Source organism: Actinobacillus seminis (assembly GCF_002263215.1).
GTDB classification, from domain to species: Bacteria; Pseudomonadota; Gammaproteobacteria; order Enterobacterales; family Pasteurellaceae; genus Actinobacillus_B; species Actinobacillus_B seminis.
The window spans coordinates 24,450-44,510 of record NZ_NLFK01000013.1 but is presented as its reverse complement, the minus strand read 5'-3'; the positions used below and the strand labels follow the sequence as shown (position 1 = coordinate 44,510).

The 20,061-nt window shown below is 42.7% G+C and carries 12 protein-coding genes and 1 riboswitch; of the genes, 7 read left to right on the top strand and 5 right to left on the bottom strand.

The features are described from left to right. Nucleotides 1-61: 61 nt before the first annotated feature. Both CFY87_RS10735 and CFY87_RS11740 read right to left on the bottom strand, forming a co-directional pair. Nucleotides 62-5,974 carry a YadA-like family protein gene (locus CFY87_RS10735; RefSeq protein ID WP_094947683.1) on the bottom strand — a complete coding sequence of 1,971 codons (5,913 nt, stop codon included), beginning with the start codon at nucleotides 5,972-5,974 and terminating at the stop codon, nucleotides 62-64. Between the two features lie 92 nt (nucleotides 5,975-6,066). Then, a complete protein-coding gene (locus CFY87_RS11740; protein WP_158216595.1) occupies nucleotides 6,067-6,234 on the bottom strand; it encodes an ESPR domain-containing protein in 168 nt (55 codons plus the stop codon). 423 nt (nucleotides 6,235-6,657) lie between these two features. Here CFY87_RS11740 and purK point away from each other — a divergent pair, with 423 nt between their 5' ends. Continuing rightward, entirely contained in the window at nucleotides 6,658-7,746 is a 1,089-nt protein-coding gene (gene purK / locus CFY87_RS10725) for a 5-(carboxyamino)imidazole ribonucleotide synthase (RefSeq protein ID WP_094947677.1), read from the top strand. A 131-nt stretch (nucleotides 7,747-7,877) separates the two neighbouring features. Next, complete coding sequence (locus CFY87_RS10720; protein ID WP_094947674.1) at nucleotides 7,878-9,068, top strand: amino acid aminotransferase; 1,191 nt, start codon at nucleotides 7,878-7,880, stop codon at nucleotides 9,066-9,068. A 76-nt stretch (nucleotides 9,069-9,144) separates the two neighbouring features. Here CFY87_RS10720 and minC read toward each other — a convergent pair whose 3' ends face one another. Further along, entirely contained in the window at nucleotides 9,145-9,816 is a 672-nt protein-coding gene (gene minC, locus CFY87_RS10715) for a septum site-determining protein MinC (RefSeq protein ID WP_094947671.1), read from the bottom strand. A gap of 91 nt (nucleotides 9,817-9,907) precedes the next feature. On the opposite strand from minC, the gene CFY87_RS10710 reads away from it, so the two are divergent. Next, nucleotides 9,908-10,189: a YcgL domain-containing protein gene (locus CFY87_RS10710; RefSeq protein WP_094947668.1), complete on the top strand. Its 282-nt coding sequence runs from the start codon at nucleotides 9,908-9,910 to the stop codon at nucleotides 10,187-10,189. A gap of 59 nt (nucleotides 10,190-10,248) precedes the next feature. Here the strand turns inward: CFY87_RS10710 and torA are convergent, their stop codons facing one another. Both torA and CFY87_RS10700 read right to left on the bottom strand, forming a co-directional pair. Then, nucleotides 10,249-12,738, bottom strand: a complete 2,490-nt coding sequence (gene torA, locus CFY87_RS10705; protein ID WP_094947665.1) for a trimethylamine-N-oxide reductase TorA — start codon at nucleotides 12,736-12,738, stop codon at nucleotides 10,249-10,251. 19 nt (nucleotides 12,739-12,757) lie between these two features. Then, nucleotides 12,758-12,928, bottom strand: a riboswitch (molybdenum cofactor riboswitch). A gap of 6 nt (nucleotides 12,929-12,934) precedes the next feature. Further along, nucleotides 12,935-14,047, bottom strand: coding sequence for a NapC/NirT family cytochrome c (locus CFY87_RS10700; protein ID WP_094947662.1), 1,113 nt, complete (start codon nucleotides 14,045-14,047; stop codon nucleotides 12,935-12,937). Nucleotides 14,048-14,322: 275 nt separating this feature from the next. On the opposite strand from CFY87_RS10700, the gene xthA reads away from it, so the two are divergent. The 4 genes from xthA to ppc all read left to right on the top strand — a co-directional run bounded on the left by xthA (nucleotide 14,323) and on the right by ppc (nucleotide 20,010). Beyond that, nucleotides 14,323-15,126 (top strand): exodeoxyribonuclease III, encoded by an 804-nt coding sequence (xthA, locus tag CFY87_RS10695; protein ID WP_094947659.1) that lies wholly within the window; start codon nucleotides 14,323-14,325, stop codon nucleotides 15,124-15,126. A 9-nt stretch (nucleotides 15,127-15,135) separates the two neighbouring features. Beyond that, on the top strand, nucleotides 15,136-15,915 hold the full coding sequence (locus tag CFY87_RS10690; RefSeq protein ID WP_094947656.1) for a TIGR01619 family protein: 780 nt from the start codon (nucleotides 15,136-15,138) through the stop codon (nucleotides 15,913-15,915). Between the two features lie 170 nt (nucleotides 15,916-16,085). Beyond that, the gene (purR, locus tag CFY87_RS10685; RefSeq protein ID WP_094947653.1) at nucleotides 16,086-17,090 is read left to right on the top strand and encodes an HTH-type transcriptional repressor PurR; all 1,005 of its coding nucleotides are present in this window, start codon (nucleotides 16,086-16,088) and stop codon (nucleotides 17,088-17,090) included. 280 nt (nucleotides 17,091-17,370) lie between these two features. Next, a complete protein-coding gene (gene ppc, locus CFY87_RS10680; protein ID WP_094947650.1) occupies nucleotides 17,371-20,010 on the top strand; it encodes a phosphoenolpyruvate carboxylase in 2,640 nt (879 codons plus the stop codon). Nucleotides 20,011-20,061: the final 51 nt, after the last annotated feature.

Genomic DNA, 20,061 nt, shown 5'->3' with positions numbered 1-20,061 from the left:
TCATTTGTCTGAAACCTCTAAACATCTCTGTTTAGAGGTTTTAATGTGTTTAGCTTAGATTTTACCAAGCATAACCAACACCAACCGTACCGATAACATCACCTTGTGATGTTGCACTACCGGTAATTTTCAGTTTGATCTTGCTGTTGTCAGACAAACGAGAATAACCTATCGCAATCGCATTCTCACCTTTATAAGTACTTGCAGCAGCGGCTAACATAGACTTACCGGATAAGTGAATTTCCGGTAACCCCGCAATTGCTGCGGCGCCTGCAATACCAGAACGGTGTTCTTTAGTTGCTTTATTGATACGATTATTTATGCCGCCAATTTCATCTTTCAACTGACCGACGTTCACCGCATCCGTTGGTTTAACCCCCTTCGCCACGTTTGTAATCCGTGTTTCCTCACCCGGTTTACCCACGCTTAATTCGTTTGTGCGGCTGCCATCTGGGTTTGCCGCTGTCGAACCGGACAGACTCACAGGCCCCACATTCACCACATTGGCAGTCACGCGATCAAAGGTTACTTCTTTTTTCGTTTCAACCGTATAATTCAAACCGTCTTTTGTGATTTTCATATTATCGCCGGCAATTATACTCACCGTATCGCCCGGGTTAACCAGTTTATCACCGCCCTTATTAACGACTTCTCCTGTTCCCGTTTTTCCTACCGTGGCTGTCCAACCGGAGTTATTCACCGCTTCAACCACATTGCTTACTGTGGCGACTTTATTAGCGTTAGCCTGCTTAATCGCTTTCTCCGCATCATAAACCGCGGCTTTTGCTGCCTCCAACACATTTTTTGGTGCATTATCCCCTAATGCCTCTACTGCCGCTAGCGCCTCTTCTGCTTTCGCTAAATTTTCTGCTAACTCCGGCGTTGGGGCGGAGCCTCGTACAGAACCGTCCGCGTTGGCTTCTAATGAACCGGCGTCAATATTCACTTTAATGGTAGATATTGTGCCATCACTTTCTACCTCCGCTTTCGTGCCAATACCATCACCAAAATTCACCGTATCATAAGGTTTCACGAAGTCTTTCGCTTCACCGTTAACCTGTAAATTCCAGCCGGCATTTAACACATCACCAACCGTCGCCGCCTTGTTGTTCATCTTCGCCGCCTCGGCTACTGTCGGCGCAGTTTGTGATGTTGTCGGCGCCTCGACCGTACTGACAGCGCCCACTTTATCAATCAACTGGGTGGTTGACGTGGTCGGGGTTAAATGACTTTGTACGTTAGATAATGCCATTGGTGTTGTCGTATTGTTGTCACCGTTATTCATAGCGGCAATCACATCCCCTGAATTGACCGGCGTGACACCTTGATTTGGTATGCCATTTGTCACATCACCGGCTTTATAGAATTTATCAGCCACTTTTACCAGTTTATCCCCATCACGATTGGTATAAACCACCGGTAATTGGGCAGATTCCACTGCGCGTTGTGCATCTACATTGACCGTGATAGTACGTACCCCAGCTTCATCCGTTTTTCCGCTCACCGTGGCTAACCCCGTTCCTAAGAATTTCACTTCGTTAGCATTTTTCACCGTGTCTTTATAACTATCTTCCGCTGAAATAACCCAACCCATGTTGGCGATATCGCGTACGGTAGCAGCAGAATTCAATTGTTGTTCAGATAGTGGATTTGTTGCATTGCCCAAGTCTACCAATTTACTATCAACAGGTGCAGTACTGCTATTTGCATCCGGATTTGTCGCCACAGTCGTCGTATTCAACACGGAACCGACACCTGTCAATTGCGTTGGTTTACCATCTACCGAAGTCATATTCAATGCTGTTGTTGGTGCATTGGTTTCATGATTATTCGTTGCTGGGATAGCTGTTTCCGCTGCTAACTTCGTCGCTGGACTTGTCGGTGTGACTACTTTATCTGCAGGCACTTCTGTTCCATCGGCATAATAGTATTTATCACCGGCTTTATTAACAGCCTTTCCATCAGCATCTTGATAGGTTGGATTACCGATTGCTACCGTATTAAATTCCGGATCTGCTACTGTCGCAAACGTGAAGTTCATTCCTTCTTGTTTAATATCAATATTCTTACCGGCTTTTAATTCCACGGTTGAACCTGGGTTAACCAATTTTGTTTCTTGGTTACCAGATACTGTACCACCATTGGCTTTAGACACCACATTCCAACCGGATTGATTGATAGAATCTGCTACGTTTTGTGTAGTGGCAATTTGCTTATTGGCATCATCAATAGCTTTTTGTGCCTCATCAATTGCGACTTGAGCGGCTTGTAGCTGTTCCGGTGTCGCGTCAGTTGGCAAGGCTGTTTTAGCATTTTGTGCTGCTTTAAGTGCATCAATTAAGGTTGGTGTTACAGGACCTGTGACATCCCCTTTAACATTATTGGTTATATCGCCAGTTTTCACATCCACCGTCACGTTATTACCCTCGACGTTCACTCTGGTTGTCGGAGTATCTACAAAGTTCAATGAACCTGCTTTATCCCCTTTTTCATTAGCGGTAAAAGTTGGTGCAATAGCAGTGATTTGGCTTCTGACTTGTGCCGCCTGAATTTCATCACCTTGACCATTAGGTTGTGTATAGAACTTACCATCTTTTTCATATACCGCCTTTTGTTGTTCTCCGCTACCAGTCACATAAGTAATTTTAGTCGTTTTACCATCAACATTGATATCATAAGACACATTGACCGTCTCTTTACCGTCTGAACCTTGTGTAACAACAACGTTTGCAGTGGTTGCCTTACCGTCAACATAGTTCACGGTATCACCTGGATTAACGATAGTCTCTGCTGGGTTTTCAACTGTCTTACCGTCTTTATCCACCACTTTTGTTGGTTTGGTTCTCCAACCAGATTTATTGATGGCTTCCGCCACATTTTGTGCGGTAGCAATTTTATTGACGCCGGTGTCGTTGAGCGCATCTTCAGCCTCTTTTACTTTCTCTTGAGCCTTTGGCTTCTCGCTATCTGGCGCTGTTGCTAATACTTGTTGTGCTGCTTTTAGCGCCTCCTGCTTCGCTTTTAAATCATCAAGATTAGCAACAGGACTGGTTACCGTGCCATCATCTTGCGGAGTGATTTCACCGGTATTGACCTCTACCTTAATACCTTCTGGTGTGTTATTTAACGTTGTTGTGTAACTATTGACCAAGTTTGGTACACCGTTCACGGTTTCACCGTTGACCATTGGTGTAATGGCTGAAATTTGGCTGATAAGATTTTTATCTTTTAACTCCTCGGCTGTTAGTTTTTTGCCCGAACCATCACGCTTAGTGTTGTATGAACCATCTTTTTGTCGATATAGTTTCTCGTAACCATCCGCTTTATATGTGATCTCGGTGGTAATATTATCTACGTTCACTTTCGCTGTAATAGTACGGATATCGCCAACATCTTCCCCTGTTACACTGATACCGTCAATGCCGACAAAGTTAACTTGGTTAGCATTTTTCACCGTATTAAGATAACCGTTACCGGAAGCGGAAACAATCCACCCCATATTGCGCAGATCGCCTACTGTTGCTGCATTGCTATCGGGAATTTTATAGTTACTCGTACCATCTGCTAACGCATAAAGGTCAAGTAATGGGCTTGGTTTTGTTGGATTATTTTTACCACTTGGGTAAGTATCAATATTTTTCGTGCCTAAACCACTACTCAAATTCCCAACTTGTACCATATTCCCCTTCGTCCCGTTAGTTGCTGCTGGATTAATAACATTCACCAATATATCTTCCGCTTCAACAGGAGCAGCCCCATCTTTCGGCTCTCCGTTCGGTTTAAGCTCTGACGGTTTATAGTATTTACCGTCTTTGCCCAGTACCAATTGATTACCCGCTTTGTCGGTAATCCCTAAAAAACTGTTAATCCGAACTGTACTGGTTGTACCATCATCTGAGGTACCAACCACGGCGGTAGTTCCTACACCATTAGCAAAATTTACGCTGTCATAAGGCGTAACCACATCTTTTGCGTGACCATTTTCTGTTAAGTTCCAACCTGCATGCAATACATCTCCGATTGTCGCCGCATTGTTCAACATATCGCCTGTTGGTTTGTTTGTTACAGGTGCTGTTGCTGGTGTTTGAATGGTAGTCGTTAAATTAGTGATTTGATTATGACCTTCGGCATTGGCTCCGATCACGATCGGCGAACCTCCGGTTTTATTGCCTACGGTGATATTTTCTGGGGTAATCACAGTGCTAGTTGTACCATTAGTTACATTGGTTGATCTGAACTCTGGATTTTCAGCCATTTGGATTTGGATTTGGTTATCTGTTACCACCGTTTGGATATTTTTAGCTGAGTAGGTACCTGCCACAGCTTTATCGTTATTCACACCTTGTGCTTCATTGGCAGTTGCACCAACTATAGAAATAGTCGAGCCAAGCTCTTGCTGTGAACCATTAGCGCCAGTATCTGCAAGCTGATTTGCTTTGAAAGTTAACGGTTGATTGACTGCTTGACTTAAGGCAGTTAATGCCGAACCAACATTAGTATAAATTGTTCCGGTTGCCTCACTAGTACTTGGGTTACTACTCGTTAAATTATAACTCACTCGGAAGGTGCCATTTTTATCGAGATCAAGCGTTGCACCACCCAATGCATTGACGGTTGAGTTTGCAACATTGCCTAAAATGGCATTTGTCGCGTAAAGTTGCGAACCGTTGATTGCGTCGGTAGAGGTGCTGGAGATTTCGCCGGGTGCAACATTTACTAATTGGCGTTCTGCACCTTTTTTACCCACAGAAACCACGCCTTTTGGTGTACCGGCAAAACCGTTATATTTTAAAGGTCCTACCGTGACGAAGGTACCGTTTTTTGCACCGTCCACTTCTTTGAATTTTTTATCCTCACTTTCATTACCGAGAATAACGTTGTTTTCATTAGTAGCAGTAATGTTGTTCCCTAAAACAAACGTCTTATTTGCGGTTTTATCAATTTTATTTTTATTACCGAAAGCATAGGCATCATCTGAAAATACGCCATAATTGAAAGCCGAGTAATTTCTTTGACCATATGGTTTAATAACACCATTATCATCTCTTTCACTTTCTTCGTATATTTTAAAATTATCTTTAATATTACCCGAATAACCAAATGAACCCGAGCGTTCTCCTCGAACGACATTTAATTGACCTACTGCGGTAGAATTCGCTTTTTCAACAATGGTTTTTTCCCCTACGGCAATGGAACTTTCACCGCCAACGGACGCCCTCGCCCCAAGGGCAACGGCATTATGTGCATTTGCTTCTGAAAAGAAACCAACGGCAACAGCACGTTCTTCAGTGGCATTGCCATGTATCGCCACAGAGCGAACGCCAGTGGCTTCAGCTTGGGTACCTATGGCAAGCGCATTAACATTAAGGGCTTTTGCTTCTGCACCAATAGCGAGAGCTGGTGTGCTCTTCAAACAATCATTTCCATTTTTAGTCTTGTATTCACCTTCCGTACATGTCAATGTTTCTCCTTTATCTACAACATATATTTCCTGATTTTCCACTGATGTTTTTGCAAGTGGATTATCTACATTTTCTAAACCATTACCGTTTTTAGTTTTCTTTAAATACCCATAATAGTATGCCGGGTTAGCTACAGAATATGCCCCAATAGCCATTGAACTACTCCCAATTGAGATGGGTCTTTCGCCCATAGCAATAGATTGGTTGCCATACGCAACGCTTTGGAAACCATAAGCACTGGAGTGTCTACCTATTGCTTGAGTAAAGAAACCAACAGAAGTCCCCATTTGCCCGTCGGTTTTTGCGCCGACACCAACCGCAATACCATCTTCGGCATGTTCCGAGACTGTGGCTGCTGAGCCTAGCGCAATCCCACCGGAATATATATTATATACAGGTGCAATACTAGTATCTTCAAAGTAATCATCCTCATTATTCTTTTTACCTAGAAGAATTGGATTAAGATAATATGAGTATTTATTGTGGTGGCGGTCTCCATTAGGATATGACACGCTAGCATTTCTACCCCAAACTAAATAAGATTGAGATTGAGATTTAGGTTGTTGAAGAAGTTGTTGAGAAGAAGCTTGTGCTTTAGCCGCGGTTACCCCCCCCCGAGTAAAGAAAGGGATAAACCCGCTACCAACAAGGCTTTAGCTGGCTTTTCTCGGTTATCTGTTGTTGCGTTTTTACGCTGGCTGCGCGTCAATTCGGAAGTAACATCAAAACCTTGTTTTGCATGGTTCCAAATGAGTTTAAAAACCTTATTCATAAAACTATCCTCTTTAAAAAATGATAAAATTAAGTAGAAGTGCAGCAAAGCAAACCCTATCTGACCATCTCCATTTAAAATAACGGTTATCCGTCCAACGAATTTGAACCTTATATGCCCCTCCGCCTCGATCCGTTTTACATTAAGTTCAAGCCTCCTCAATCTCCTCTCCGGAGGCATTTTATTTTCTTAAAAAACGAACTGCCATAATATATCCCATTCATTCCTCAAAATCAGCTAAAAATATCACCAAACTCACCTTCTCCCGCAAAATTTCCCTATTCCCGACAAATAAGTAAAAAACTTGTAAAAAAATACCGCACTTCGCCTACAATTTAGTATAATTTCGCCGACATCTTAGTCGCTGCTTTTTGACAAAAGATGTTCTAATTCCCTTTAGCTATTTTATCGTAAGGATTAAACATGCAAACCAATGCTTTATATCCCCCTGTTTATATTCTCGGCAATGGTCAATTAGGACGTATGTTACGTTATGCCGGTGCGCCTTTGGATATTGCGGTTCACCCGCTCGCTTTTGATGCCCCCTGTATTGATTTATCCGCCAACAGTCTGATTACTGCTGAAATTGAACGTTGGGAAAAAACGCCGCTCACTGCCTTGCTGGAAACCCATCCTAATTTCGTGAATAAAAATGTCTTTGGTTTATTAGCCGATCGTTTATCCCAAAAAGCCTTACTTGATGAATTACAATTATCCACTTCCCCTTGGTGCCTATTGCAAAACCCGCAACAATGGTCAGAAATTTTCCAACAAATCGGCGAAAAAGTCGTTGTAAAACGTCGCACAGGCGGCTACGACGGGCGCGGTCAATGGATTATCAAGCAAGAAAATTCCGATATCATCACTGAAGATTTGAACAATGAAGTGATCGTTGAAAAATTTATTCCTTTTGATTACGAAATCTCGCTGGTTGGCGCCCGATTTCGCAATGGGGAAACCCGTTTCTATCCTGTCACGCGCAATTTACAGCAAGCTGGGATTTTACGCTATAGCCTAATGGATCCCGCCCTCCCTGCCCAAGCCCAATTACAGCAACAAGCCGAAGCCATGTTAAGCAAAATTATGCATCAATTACACTATGTCGGCGTCATGGCAATGGAGTGTTTTGTGGTCGGGGAGCAATTGTTGATTAATGAATTAGCGCCACGTGTACACAACAGCGGTCACTGGACGCAATTAGGTTGCTGCATTAGCCAATTTGAATTGCATTTACGTGCCTTGCTGGATCTGCCAACGCCAATCCTTTCTATTAGCGCGCCAAGCCTGATGGTCAATTTAATCGGTACGCCACTCCATCCGCAATGGCTCAATATTCCTTTTAGTCAAGTACATTGGTATGGCAAAGAAGTACGCTCGGGGCGCAAAGTCGGACACATTAATCTCTCCCATCCGGATAAAACAGTGATGGCACAAAGCCTTTCACAATTGCGCCAATTTTTACCGGAAGATTATCAGTCCGGCGTGGAATGGGCGTTAGAAAATTTAAAATAAGCTAATTTGTAGGCTTAAAATTTAAATGCTTATAAAAAATACGAAGTTTACTTAAATAAAGGGTTGCATCCCCAAAGCTTTATGAGTATAAAAAGAGACGTACAGATACAACAAAAGTAAGGATAATAACTATGTTTGAAAATATCAATGCCGCACCGGCTGACCCAATTCTCGGATTAGGCGAAGCCTTTAAAGCGGAAACACGTGACAAAAAAATCAATTTAGGTATCGGCGTCTATAAAGATGCGCAAGGCACAACGCCAATTATGCAAGCGGTTAAAAAAGCAGAACAACGTCTTTTTGACGTCGAAACGACCAAAAATTATTTGTCAATTGATGGTGTCGCGGAATTTAATGCCAAAACGAAAGCGTTATTATTCGGGGCAAATTCAGATGTCGTCACGCAAGGTCGCGCTAAAACCGTCCAAAGTTTAGGCGGAACCGGCGCATTACGTATCGCCGCAGAGTTTATCAAACGCCAAACTAAAGCGCAAAATGTGTGGATCAGCAGCCCAACTTGGCCAAATCACCATGCGATTTTTAACGCGGTCGGCATGACCATCCGCGAATATCGCTATTATGATGCCGACCGAAAAGCCTTGGACTGGGACAATTTAATTGCCGATCTTAGCAATGCGGGCGAAGGTGATGTGGTGTTATTACACGGTTGCTGCCATAATCCGACCGGTATCGATCCAACCTCCGAACAATGGCAAAAATTATCGGAAATGTCTGTTAAAAACGGTTGGTTGCCACTATTTGACTTTGCCTATCAAGGTTTAGCCAACGGATTGGAAGAAGATGCTCTTGGATTACGTACCTTTGCAGCTAACCACAAAGAATTACTCGTCGCAAGCTCCTTCTCTAAAAACTTTGGTTTGTACAACGAACGTGTCGGCGCATTTACTTTAGTGGCTGAAAATGAGCAAATTGCCGCGACTGCATTAACTCAAGTCAAAACTATCGTGCGTACCCTTTACTCAAATCCAGCCTCCCACGGGGCGTCCACCGTTGCTTTGGTCTTAGGCGACGAACAATTGCGCAGCGAATGGGAGAACGAATTGACCGAGATGCGCGAACGCATCAAAAAAATGCGTCATCTTTTCGTTCAATTATTAAAAGAATCCGGTGCCAAACAGGATTTCAGCTTTATTATCGAGCAAAACGGGATGTTCTCATTTAGCGGACTGTCTGCCGAACAAGTAGATCGCTTAAAAGAAGAATTTGCGATTTACGCAGTACGTTCCGGACGGATCAACGTGGCGGGGATCACGGAAGATAATATTCGTTACTTGTGCGAAAGTATCGTTAACGTATTATAAAATCATATAAAAAATAACCGCACTTTTGCGCATAAAAGCCTAAAAGTGCGGTATTTTTTTACTCATTTTTCCGATCTTAATATTCACCCAAAATACGAAAGGCAAGTTTCTCTTTTTCTGCAAAAATTCGCACCGCTCTTTGCATAAATTCTAACGGAATTTTATCCCGATTTAAAAAGCGGCTGTTCACCGCTACAAATTCCGCATCCAAATGTTGCGCGTAAATCGATCCTGTATTGGTATTCACGCCCGCCATCGCCCGACCGCGTAATTTTCCATAAATATGCACATTCCCATCCGCTGCCACTTCCGCGCCTTTTTCTACGTTACCATGAATAATCAAGTCGCTGTTTTTGGCATAAATCACTTGATTAGCATCCACATTTTGTTCAATCACTCTCGTTGGCAAATAGCGAGGTTCCGGCAAAATATCCGAAATTTCATCACTTTTTCCTAATAACGTAAAACCGGCGGTAAGAATTAATTCTTTTTGTAAGGCGTTTTGCCAATCTGTCACGCCGATCACATGAATATTAAATTGTGCCAATAAGGCATTTAATTCGCTTAAATTGATTTTTTCCAACATAGGATTAAATTGCAAAATCACTGCGATATTTTGAAAAAATGACGGCGACTTTTTAACTTTTTTGGCTAATGCCCGTTTAATCACCGTTAAACTTGAGCTGTTAAGCATCAGAAATACCGAAGAAAATTGACCGGTGCGTAATTCGATAATATCTTGTGCCATAATAAATTCCCTAAACAAAATGTTGTGGTTTGATAATAAAGAATTGCGGTAAAATCAGCAATAATTTTTTACCCATCAGAGAGAATGCCCCATGTTATGTGCAATTTATAAAAGTAAAAAGAAAGACGGAATGTATTTATACGTGGAAAAACGGGATATTTTTGACAAAGTCCCGCCCGAACTCAAAGCTCTTTTCGGCGCGCCGATTTTCGTGATGTTATTTAATTTAAAAGGCAATAAATCCTTAATCCAAGCGGATAATCAAGAAGTTCTCGCCCATTTGCAAAATCAAGGTTTTTACCTACAAATGCCGAAAGCGGAAGAAAACTTGCTCGAATTACACAAAATGCAACAAAAAAACACCGCGCTTTAACCATCAAAAAATCCCGATCCTTGGATCGGGATTTTGATTGTCGGACATCAAAAGTGCGGTTAACTTTCGATAAATTTCGGGTGGTCAAATACGGTTACCGCTACGGCGTCTCCGTTATATTTTTCCACCTGTACAATGCCGGTATGCGAGGAGTTACCTTGCGCCAGTTTGGAAGTACCTTTATCCATGGTTAACACATTGGCACAACCATTTTTACACAACGGTTGTTCACTTTGCCCAAGATCCAACGGATCGTACCATGCCCCTTCATGCAAAGCGACAGTCCCTTTGATAATCCCCTCTGTTACCACGGCACCCGCCAAGACTTGACCGCGTTTGTTGAAAATGCGCACAATGTCGCCATCTGCAATACCACGCGCGGTGGCATCCTCTTTATGGATCAACACCGGTTCTCGATCTTTGACTGCGTATTTTTCGCGCAATGAAGTATTGTTTAGTTGGCTGTGCAAACGATAATACGGGTGCGGCGTGACCAATGCCAATGGCGCTTCTTCCGTTACGCTACCGGCAAACTCTTCCGGCTCCATCCAGCTCGGATAGCCTTTGCAATCATCATAATTCATTTTAGCGATCACATCAGAGTAAATTTCGATCTTACCGGATGGTGTGCCTAATGGATTAAGCAACGGATCATTGCGGAATGCTTCGTAACGTACCCATTTTTTCGCTTTCTCATTGGCTTTAAAGGTAATCGGTTTATTTTCCTCCCAGAACGTTTCAAATTTCGGCATGATCACCCGATTTTTACGCGCGCTGTCGAAAGCGCTTTGGTAGAAACTTTTCAGCCAATCCATCTCCGATTTATTTTCCGTAAAACGTTCTTCCACGCCGGCAAGTTTGGCTAATTCAGTGAAAATTTCATAATCACTTTTCGCCTCAAATTGCGGCTCGACCGCTTTTTTCATCGGAAAGATATTCATCATGGAATAATCGCCGGACATGGTCAGGTCGTTACGTTCGTAACTGGTGGTCACCGGCAATACAATATCCGCCATACGCGCAGTTGGTGTCCAGAAAATTTCATTTACTACTACTGTATCCGGTTTTTGCCATGCTTTCACCAAACGGTTAGTATCTTGATGATGGACAAATGGATTGCCACCCGCCCAGTAAATAAATTTAATATCAGAATAGGTTAATTCTTCGCCATTATATTGTACGGTTTTCCCCGGATTTAATAACGCGTCAGAAATTAACGCTACAGGGAAGCTATATTTGGAAGATTCGAGTAACCAAGACTGCCCAGTATTGGTGCTATTATCGCCTAAGGTCGCCGAAATCACGCTCAATGTTCCGCCGGTTACACTCGGCACACCGCCGTTGGAATAATGATAACTAAAACCAAATCCGCCGCCCGGCAAACCGATTTGTCCAAGCATGGAAGCCAGCGTAACCATCATCCAATGCGCTTGTTCGCCATGACGTTGACGCTGCATCCCCCAACCGCCCATCAACATAGTCCGTTTGCTTGAAAAATCAGCGGCTAATTGTTTGATCACCTCTGCCGGCAAGCCGCAAATTTCGCTCGCCCATTGTGCATCTTTGACTTGACCGTCAATTTTACCTAACAAATATTCTTCGAATTTGTCATAACCGGTGGTGTATTTTTGTAAAAAGGCTTTATCATGTTTATCCGTCGCGACTAAGGTATGCGCAATCCCCAACATCAAAGGCACGTCAGTTGCGGTATGAATTGGCAACCACTCTGCCCCCAAATATTCGCAACTTTCACTTCGCACCGGATCGATAAAAATAATCCGTTTGCCACTTTCTTTTAATTTTTTGAAATATGCCAAGCCTTCCTGATCGGTAGAGGTCCAAGCGATCCGCAAGGTCGTTATCGGATTGGCTGACCAAAGTACCACAATATCGGAATTTTCTAAAATCACCTCCCAGCTGGTTTGTTGTTCATAAACCTCAATGGTTCCCAATACGTGAGGCATGATCACTTGCGCCGCACCGGTAGAATAGTCGCCTTTGGTACCGACAAATCCGCCGGTGGCATTGAGATAACGGTGTAATAATACCCGACAAGCGTGTAACACACCGGAGCTGCGCCAACCGTAAGATCCCGCAAAAATACCGCTTGGTCCCTGCTCTGCCCGAATACGTTTTAATTCAGTATCCACCAACGATAAGGCTTTTTCCCAAGAAACCCGAACCCACTCATCTCGTCCGCGCAATGTCGTATCTTTGTTACCTTCTAAATAACCTTTGCGCACCATAGGATATTTCACTCGGCTTTCACCATGCACTAATTCTTGCGTGACGGTTTGTAATTCATTGGCAATCGCCGGTTCAATCGCCGGACCGGATTTCACGACTTTACCATCTTCCACCACCAAACCAAGCGGTCCCCAGTGTGCGGCTGTAAAGACGGTTTTGGCTTCCGTCGCGTTGGCTTTCGGCGCCACCAAAGAACCAACCATGCCCGTTGTGCCGCCCATCAATGACGCACCGGCAATCCCCAAAGAAGAATTTTTTAGAAAATTTCTGCGTGTTGCGCTAATTTTCTCGTGTTTTTTCATTTTAACCCTCGCTTTGTTACAAAGTTAAAACTTGACACCTTTCTAAAGATGAGTGGATAACCGATTTCTCAACTTATCCATTGAGTAAAAACAAGGGAAAAATTACCGCACTTTTACTGGCATTGCTGCCATATTGCCTGTTTTAAATCAAACAACAACTTAGGCACACAAGCTCGGAGTCAGCTAAATCGGTGCATTAATGTGCCGCACCTTGCATATCTTTTGCATTACGTTGCAAATAAATAGTGACCGCTCTGACATCATCCGCTGACATTGAAGTACGATCTTTCATTGAATTCACCACGCCAATCCATTGATTCGCCGTATAATGCTCAGCACCAATTGCCGCATGACAACCACTACAATGGGTTTCATTTAAATTATGCCCAAATTGATTCAACGCCGCTAAGTTAGAAGTTAAGGCGTTTTTATTGACTTTCAGCGCCAACGTCACCTCGTTCCAATCAGACGCGGTCACGTCATCATGCACAGTTTTCTCGATCTTCACTTGCGCTTTCGCATTATCTTCCAGCAATGCCAACATAATTCGTTGTCCCAATTGGCTATACACTACGCTTTCTGCGCCAACTTGTTGCCAGCCATGTAATTGCGCTACAATCTCCTCACCCTCAGCTTTCCATGCAGTCAATTCCGCAAAAGGCATTAAACGAATATCACCGCCTGCCGGCAATTGCGCCAGCGTCATTGCCAAAGCATATAATAGGTTATCCGCCTCGCTAAATTCGCCACCATGTTTCATTAATTCTGTGGTCGTCGCGGCATTATCCACTTCATTTTCCGGCAAGAAATGCACTAAGCCTTTATGACAATCAATACAGGTTTGCCGGGTTTCTTGCGCTAATTTATGCATTTTCCGAGCCGATTGACTTTGATCGGAAAACACCATGGCGTCCATGGTATGACAGGTTTTACAGGTAGCCGAATCGCTCTCTTTCATCTGTTGCCAAACGGTTTTCGCCATTTCGGCACGGTGTTTTTCAAAATCTTCTTGGATTTTCAATTTGCCTTGCCATTCGTACCATATATCTTTCAGTGCTACAACTTTAGCTTTGACATAATCCAATCCTTCATGGGGTACATGACAATCGGCACATTCGGCGCGAATACCTTTGCGATTCGAATAATGTACACTGCCTTCCCATTCTGCTTGCGGATAACTCATGGAATGGCAACTAACGCAAAATTCGCCACTACCGGTTTCTTTCATCACATATTGCGCTCCCAATATGCCCACCACTCCAATCATGACGCATCCAACTGCAGACAAAAAATAGATTTTCTTTGCCATAACGCGTTCTTTCCCTCAATGTAAAAAACTAAAATTAAAATAAGACAATATGTTTTTTCTAATTGATAATAGAAAAAGCAAAGTAATATGCAACCTATATGGCATATTTTTATAATTTATGTGCTCCTTATCACATTGAGGCTTAACATTTACATAACTAAAAATAAAAATCATTTAATTTTATACGAGAAGGGCGGTCAATTTTATTAAGATTTTGTCAATCTAAGGTATAATGAAAAACAACTTAGTAAAATAGAATGTCAGGATTTCGATTTATGAAAATAATGTCTTTTAATATCAATGGATTACGTGCGAGACCGCATCAGTTGGAAGCAGTCATTGAAAAATATCAACCGGATGTACTGGGATTACAGGAAATTAAAGTTGCTGATGAAGACTTTCCGCATAATTTGGTTGAACATTTGGGTTATCACGTTTTTCACCACGGACAAAAAGGACATTATGGCGTTGCCTTATTGCTAAAACAGGCGCCAATACAAATTCGAAAAGGTTTTCCAACCGACGATCAAGCGGCACAAAAACGCATTATTATGGCAGATTTAACCACCTCTTTTGGCACATTAACCGTGATTAACGGGTATTTTCCACAAGGCGAAAGCCGCAGTCATGAGACAAAATTTCCAGCCAAAGCCAAGTTTTATGCGGATTTACAGCGCTATTTAGAACAAGATCATCCAGCCCAACAACCAATCGTGATTATGGGCGATATGAACATCAGCCCCTCTGATTTGGATATTGGTATCGGCGAAGAAAATCGCAAACGTTGGTTGCGTACCGGCAAATGCTCGTTTTTACCGGAAGAACGCGAATGGTACCAGCGTTTGTATCAATTCGGTTTGGTCGATACCTTTAGACAATTAAATCCGACGGTTAATGATCACTTTTCGTGGTTTGATTATCGTTCCAAAGGGTTTGACGATAACCGTGGGTTGCGCATTGATCATATTTTGGCAAATCGCGAACTGGCGCAATATTGTGTGGCTGCAGGGATCGCTTTGGATATTCGCGCCATGGAAAAACCGTCGGATCATGCGCCGATCTGGGCTGAATTTAAATAGGAAGCGACTATGGAAATAGAACAAAATTGGCAAAATTATCGTTCCATGATCAAAGAAAAAGTGGCGATTTTTTCCGTAAACTTAACGCTGTTCCAATGCTATCAGAAAACGCAAGCGACCCACCGCACCATTTTGCAATTTTCGCTGCCTTATGTGGCGGAAGAAAACGGATTGCCACAAACAGAAGATTATCAATCCTTGCTCAAAGAAATGTTGCGCCTTTCGACATTATTAAGCGCGCAACCGCAGTCCGTCTATGTGGGTTATATGCTTTCCGATAAACAAGCGACACTTTATTTTTATTGCCAAGATACTGCGCCATTAAAAGCGGTGCTTGCCGACTTTGAGCAAGTGATAAACGTTAGCGAACAACAAGATCCGAACTGGGATATTTATTTTGATTTTCTCCTGCCCTCTCCCTTGGAAATGAAAATCAATGCGACAGAAGAAATTTTGGATATGCTGATACAAAATGGTCGCAGTTTGGATATGACTTATTTTATCGAGCATACCTTTCATTTTCCTGAAGAAGAAAATATGTATTTGTTCCTTGAATATGTCGCCACACACAATATTTCCGTTTTAACCCTAAAACATACCGGCATCCCAATTCCCTTGGATGAAGAAGAAAGGGCATTTATCGTCAAATTAGAGCAAGAAGTGAATTTAAGCGGGACGGACATTTTCAAATATGTGGAACAATTTGAGGAAATCTCCTCGCAATTTTCCGGTGAATATATCGGTTGGGAAAGTCAAGAATTGGCGTGGGATAAAACCCAATTAAACTGACCTATAAAAGTGCGGTTAACATTACCGCACTTTTAGATACTTATCACACGCCTTCTCCTGTCAAGGCAATAACTTATAATATTGCCACCCTCTCACAATTTTTATCATTAAGCTATTAATCCGGCTTACTTCTCTATTATAATAGACGTCAAAACGATTTGGAGGAGATTATGGCAACAATTAAAGATGTAGCAAAAATGGCGGGCGTTTCAACCACAACGGTCTCTCATGTGATCAATAAAACCCGTTTTGTTGCAACTGAAACGGAAAATGTTGTGTTGCAGGCAATTAAAGTCCTAAATTACTCACCAAGTGCTGTAGCGCGCAGCTTAAAAGTCAATACGACAAAATCTATCGGAATGATCGTCACTACCAGTGAAACCCCTTATTTTGCTGAAATTATTCATGCAGTCGAAGAACATTGTTATCGCCAAGGGTATTCGCTGTTTTTATGCAATACGCAAAATAATCCGGAAAAAATTCGCAACCATCTTGATATGTTGGCAAAAAAACGCGTGGATGGCATCTTGGTAATGTGCGCGGAATATATGCAAGATTCTTTGGATTTATTAGCGGATTTTTCCAGCATCCCCATGGTGGTAATGGATTGGGGGCCAAACAATCCTTACACCGATCTCATTCAAGATCATAGCTTTGACGGCGGTTATTTAGCAACGAAATACTTGATCGAAAATGGGCATAAAGATATTGGAATTATCGCAGGAGAGCTCTTTAAAACCACCGCAAAAAACCGCTATGACGGTTTTGTTAAAGCCATGCAAGAGGCTAATTTAACGATCAATCCCGATTGGATTATGGAGGGCTTTTTCGAGCCGGAGGATGGTTATGAGTGCATGAATAAAATCTTGGCGCAAGAAAAATTACCAACTGCGGTTTTCTGTTGTAATGATGTCATGGCGTTGGGTGCCATTTCCGCTATCGGAGAAAAAGGTTTGCGCGTACCGGAAGATATTTCCATTATCGGTTATGACAATATCCATTCCTCGCGTTTTTATTCGCCACCATTAACCACCGTTCACCAATCCAAAGCCCGTTTAGGAATGCAGGCATTAAGTTTATTATTTGAACGTATCAGCAAAAAAAATAGTGAACACCGTGTTATTGAGCTTTATCCGGAATTAGTCATCCGAAAATCAGTGAAAAAACGAATCTAAAATTAACCGCGCTTTTTACTGCGGGCGGATAATGCCGCTATTCGTCCGCTTTTATTCTTTCCTCCTGTCATTTGATGAATAAAAATTTATCTATTACATTGCTATAACAATTAAATTTATACTAATTTAGTAACGATTTTTTTAAGTGTAAGTTATTTCTCTAAATTTAAATTTTTTAATTTTTTAAAAAATTACATTGACCTCTATCGCTAATTTGCGTTATATCTATGTTCATGAAATAACCTATCATCTTATTTACTATTTATACTAAGAGGTTTCTATGCTCTCACAATATTCTACTATGCGTAATAACATCAGTATGCTTGGGCATTTTCTCGGAGAAACAATTCGTGATGCTCAAGGCAATGACATTTTGGATCTGATTGAAAATATTCGAGTACTCTCCCGTGACTCACGATCCGGTGACGAAAAAGCGCGTCAACAATTGCTGGACACGCTGGCAACTATTTCCGACGATCAAATTATTCCTGTTGCACGTGCATTTAGCCAATTCTTGAACTTGACCAATATCGCCGAACAATATCAAACGATTTCGCGCCGACATTTTGACCTCGAAGCGTCCTCCCGCTCCTTGGAAGCCTTGTTTAAAAACTTAAAAACACAACATATTGCGAAAGAAAAGGTGATTGAAACCGTTGAGAACTTATTAATTGAATTAGTCTTAACCGCACACCCAACAGAAGTCACTCGTCGCTCTTTAGTTCACAAACACGTAGAAATCAACCGTTGTTTAAGCCGCTTAGAACATGATGATTTAACTAAAGCCGAAACCGGCAAATTAAAACGTCGCCTCATGCAATTAATAGCCCTTGCATGGCACACCAATGAAATTCGAACCCAGCGCCCAACACCAGTGGACGAAGCTAAATGGGGCATGGCGGTATTAGAAAACAGTTTGTGGAAAGCGGTACCGGAATTTTGTCGTCAGCTCAATCTTCATTTGGAAAAAAACTTTGGCGTGCAACACCCTGTTGATTTAGCGCCGGTAAAATTTTCATCTTGGATGGGAGGCGACCGTGACGGAAATCCGTTTGTGACTGCGAAAACCACGCGCCAAGTATTAGCCATGAACCGTTGGAAAGCCGCAGAATTATTCTTAGCCGATATTCAAGGCTTAGTTGATGAACTTTCCGTCATTCAATGTACGGATGAATTCCGTGCTAAATATGGTGATCATCTTGAACCTTACCGCGTGGTGATCAAAGATTTACGCAGTAAATTAACCAAAACCGTAGCTTATTACGGAAGTTTATTAGAAGGCAGAACGCCGACGATTATGCGAGATGAAATCCTCACTCAAGACGAGCAACTTTGGGAACCGCTATACGACTGCTACCAATCGTTACAACAATGCGGTATGCGTATTATTGCCAATGGGGATTTGCTGGATTGTTTGCGCCGCGTGCGCTGTTTCGGATTAAGTCTATCACGTTTAGATATCCGCCAAGAAAGTACCCGCCATACGGATGCTATCGCGGAAATTACCCGCTATATCGGTTTAGGCGATTATTCGCAATGGACAGAAAACGATAAACAAGCTTTTTTAATTCGCGAACTTAGCTCACGCCGCCCATTATTACCGCGCGACTGGTTCCCCTCAGAAAAGACCCAAGAAGTGTTGGAAACCTGTCGCGTGATAGCCGAACAACCGGAAGGCGTGATTTCTTGTTATATTATTTCCATGGCGCGTACCGCATCTGATATCCTCGCGGTGCATTTACTGCTGAAAGAAGCCGGCGTCCCTTATCATTTACCGGTAGTTCCGTTATTTGAAACCTTAGATGACTTAGATGCTTCCGAAGAAGTGATGACCCAATTATTCAACATTGGTTGGTATCGTGGTGTGATCAATAATCAACAAATGGTGATGATCGGTTATTCCGACAGTGCCAAAGATGCCGGTATGATGGCAGCCTCTTGGGCACAATATCGCGCGCAAGAACAGCTGGTGAATTTATGTGAAAAATTAGGCATTGAATTAACCCTGTTCCATGGTCGTGGCGGTACTATCGGTCGCGGTGGCGCACCGGCACACGCTGCGCTATTATCACAACCGCCACGTTCTTTGAAAAACGGTTTACGTGTAACGGAACAAGGGGAAATGATTCGCTTTAAACTCGGCTTACCGGAAGTCGCTGTCGGCAGTTTGGATTTTTACGCCTGTGCCATTTTACAAGCCAATTTATTGCCGCCGCCTGAACCGAAAGCCGATTGGCGCACCGTGATGGATGAGCTTTCCGCTCGTTCTTGCGAGGTTTATCGCGGTGTGGTGCGCGACAATAAAGATTTTGTACCTTATTTCCGCTCTGCTACACCGGAACAAGAGTTATCTAAATTGCCACTCGGCTCCCGCCCGGCAAAACGTAATCCGAATGGTGGCGTAGAAAGTTTGCGTGCCATTCCTTGGATCTTCGCTTGGATGCAAAACCGCTTAATGTTACCGGCATGGCTGGGCGCCGGCGCCGCTATTCGCCAAACAATCGAAAATGGACAACAAGAAACCATTGTCGAAATGTGTAAAATGTGGCCATTCTTCTCCACCAGAATCGGGATGTTGGAGATGGTGTTTAGTAAAACCGACGCTTGGTTATCGGAACATTATGATCATCACTTGGTGAAAAAAGAGTTATGGTATCTCGGACAAGCCTTGCGCGAACAGCTTAACGCTGATATAAAAACTGTGTTATCCCTTTCCCATGAAGATCAATTGATGTCTGATTTACCATGGATCGCGGAATCAATTGCGCTACGCAACGTTTACACTGATCCGCTTAACTTATTGCAAGTGGAATTATTGCGTCGCTTACGGGAAAATTCGGAAAATCCAAATCCGGATGTTGAGCAAGCCTTGATGATCACCATCACAGGTATCGCCGCCGGAATGCGTAACACGGGCTAGAATTGAATGATTTCATCTATCAAGCTGGCAATATTTGCCAGCTTTATTTTT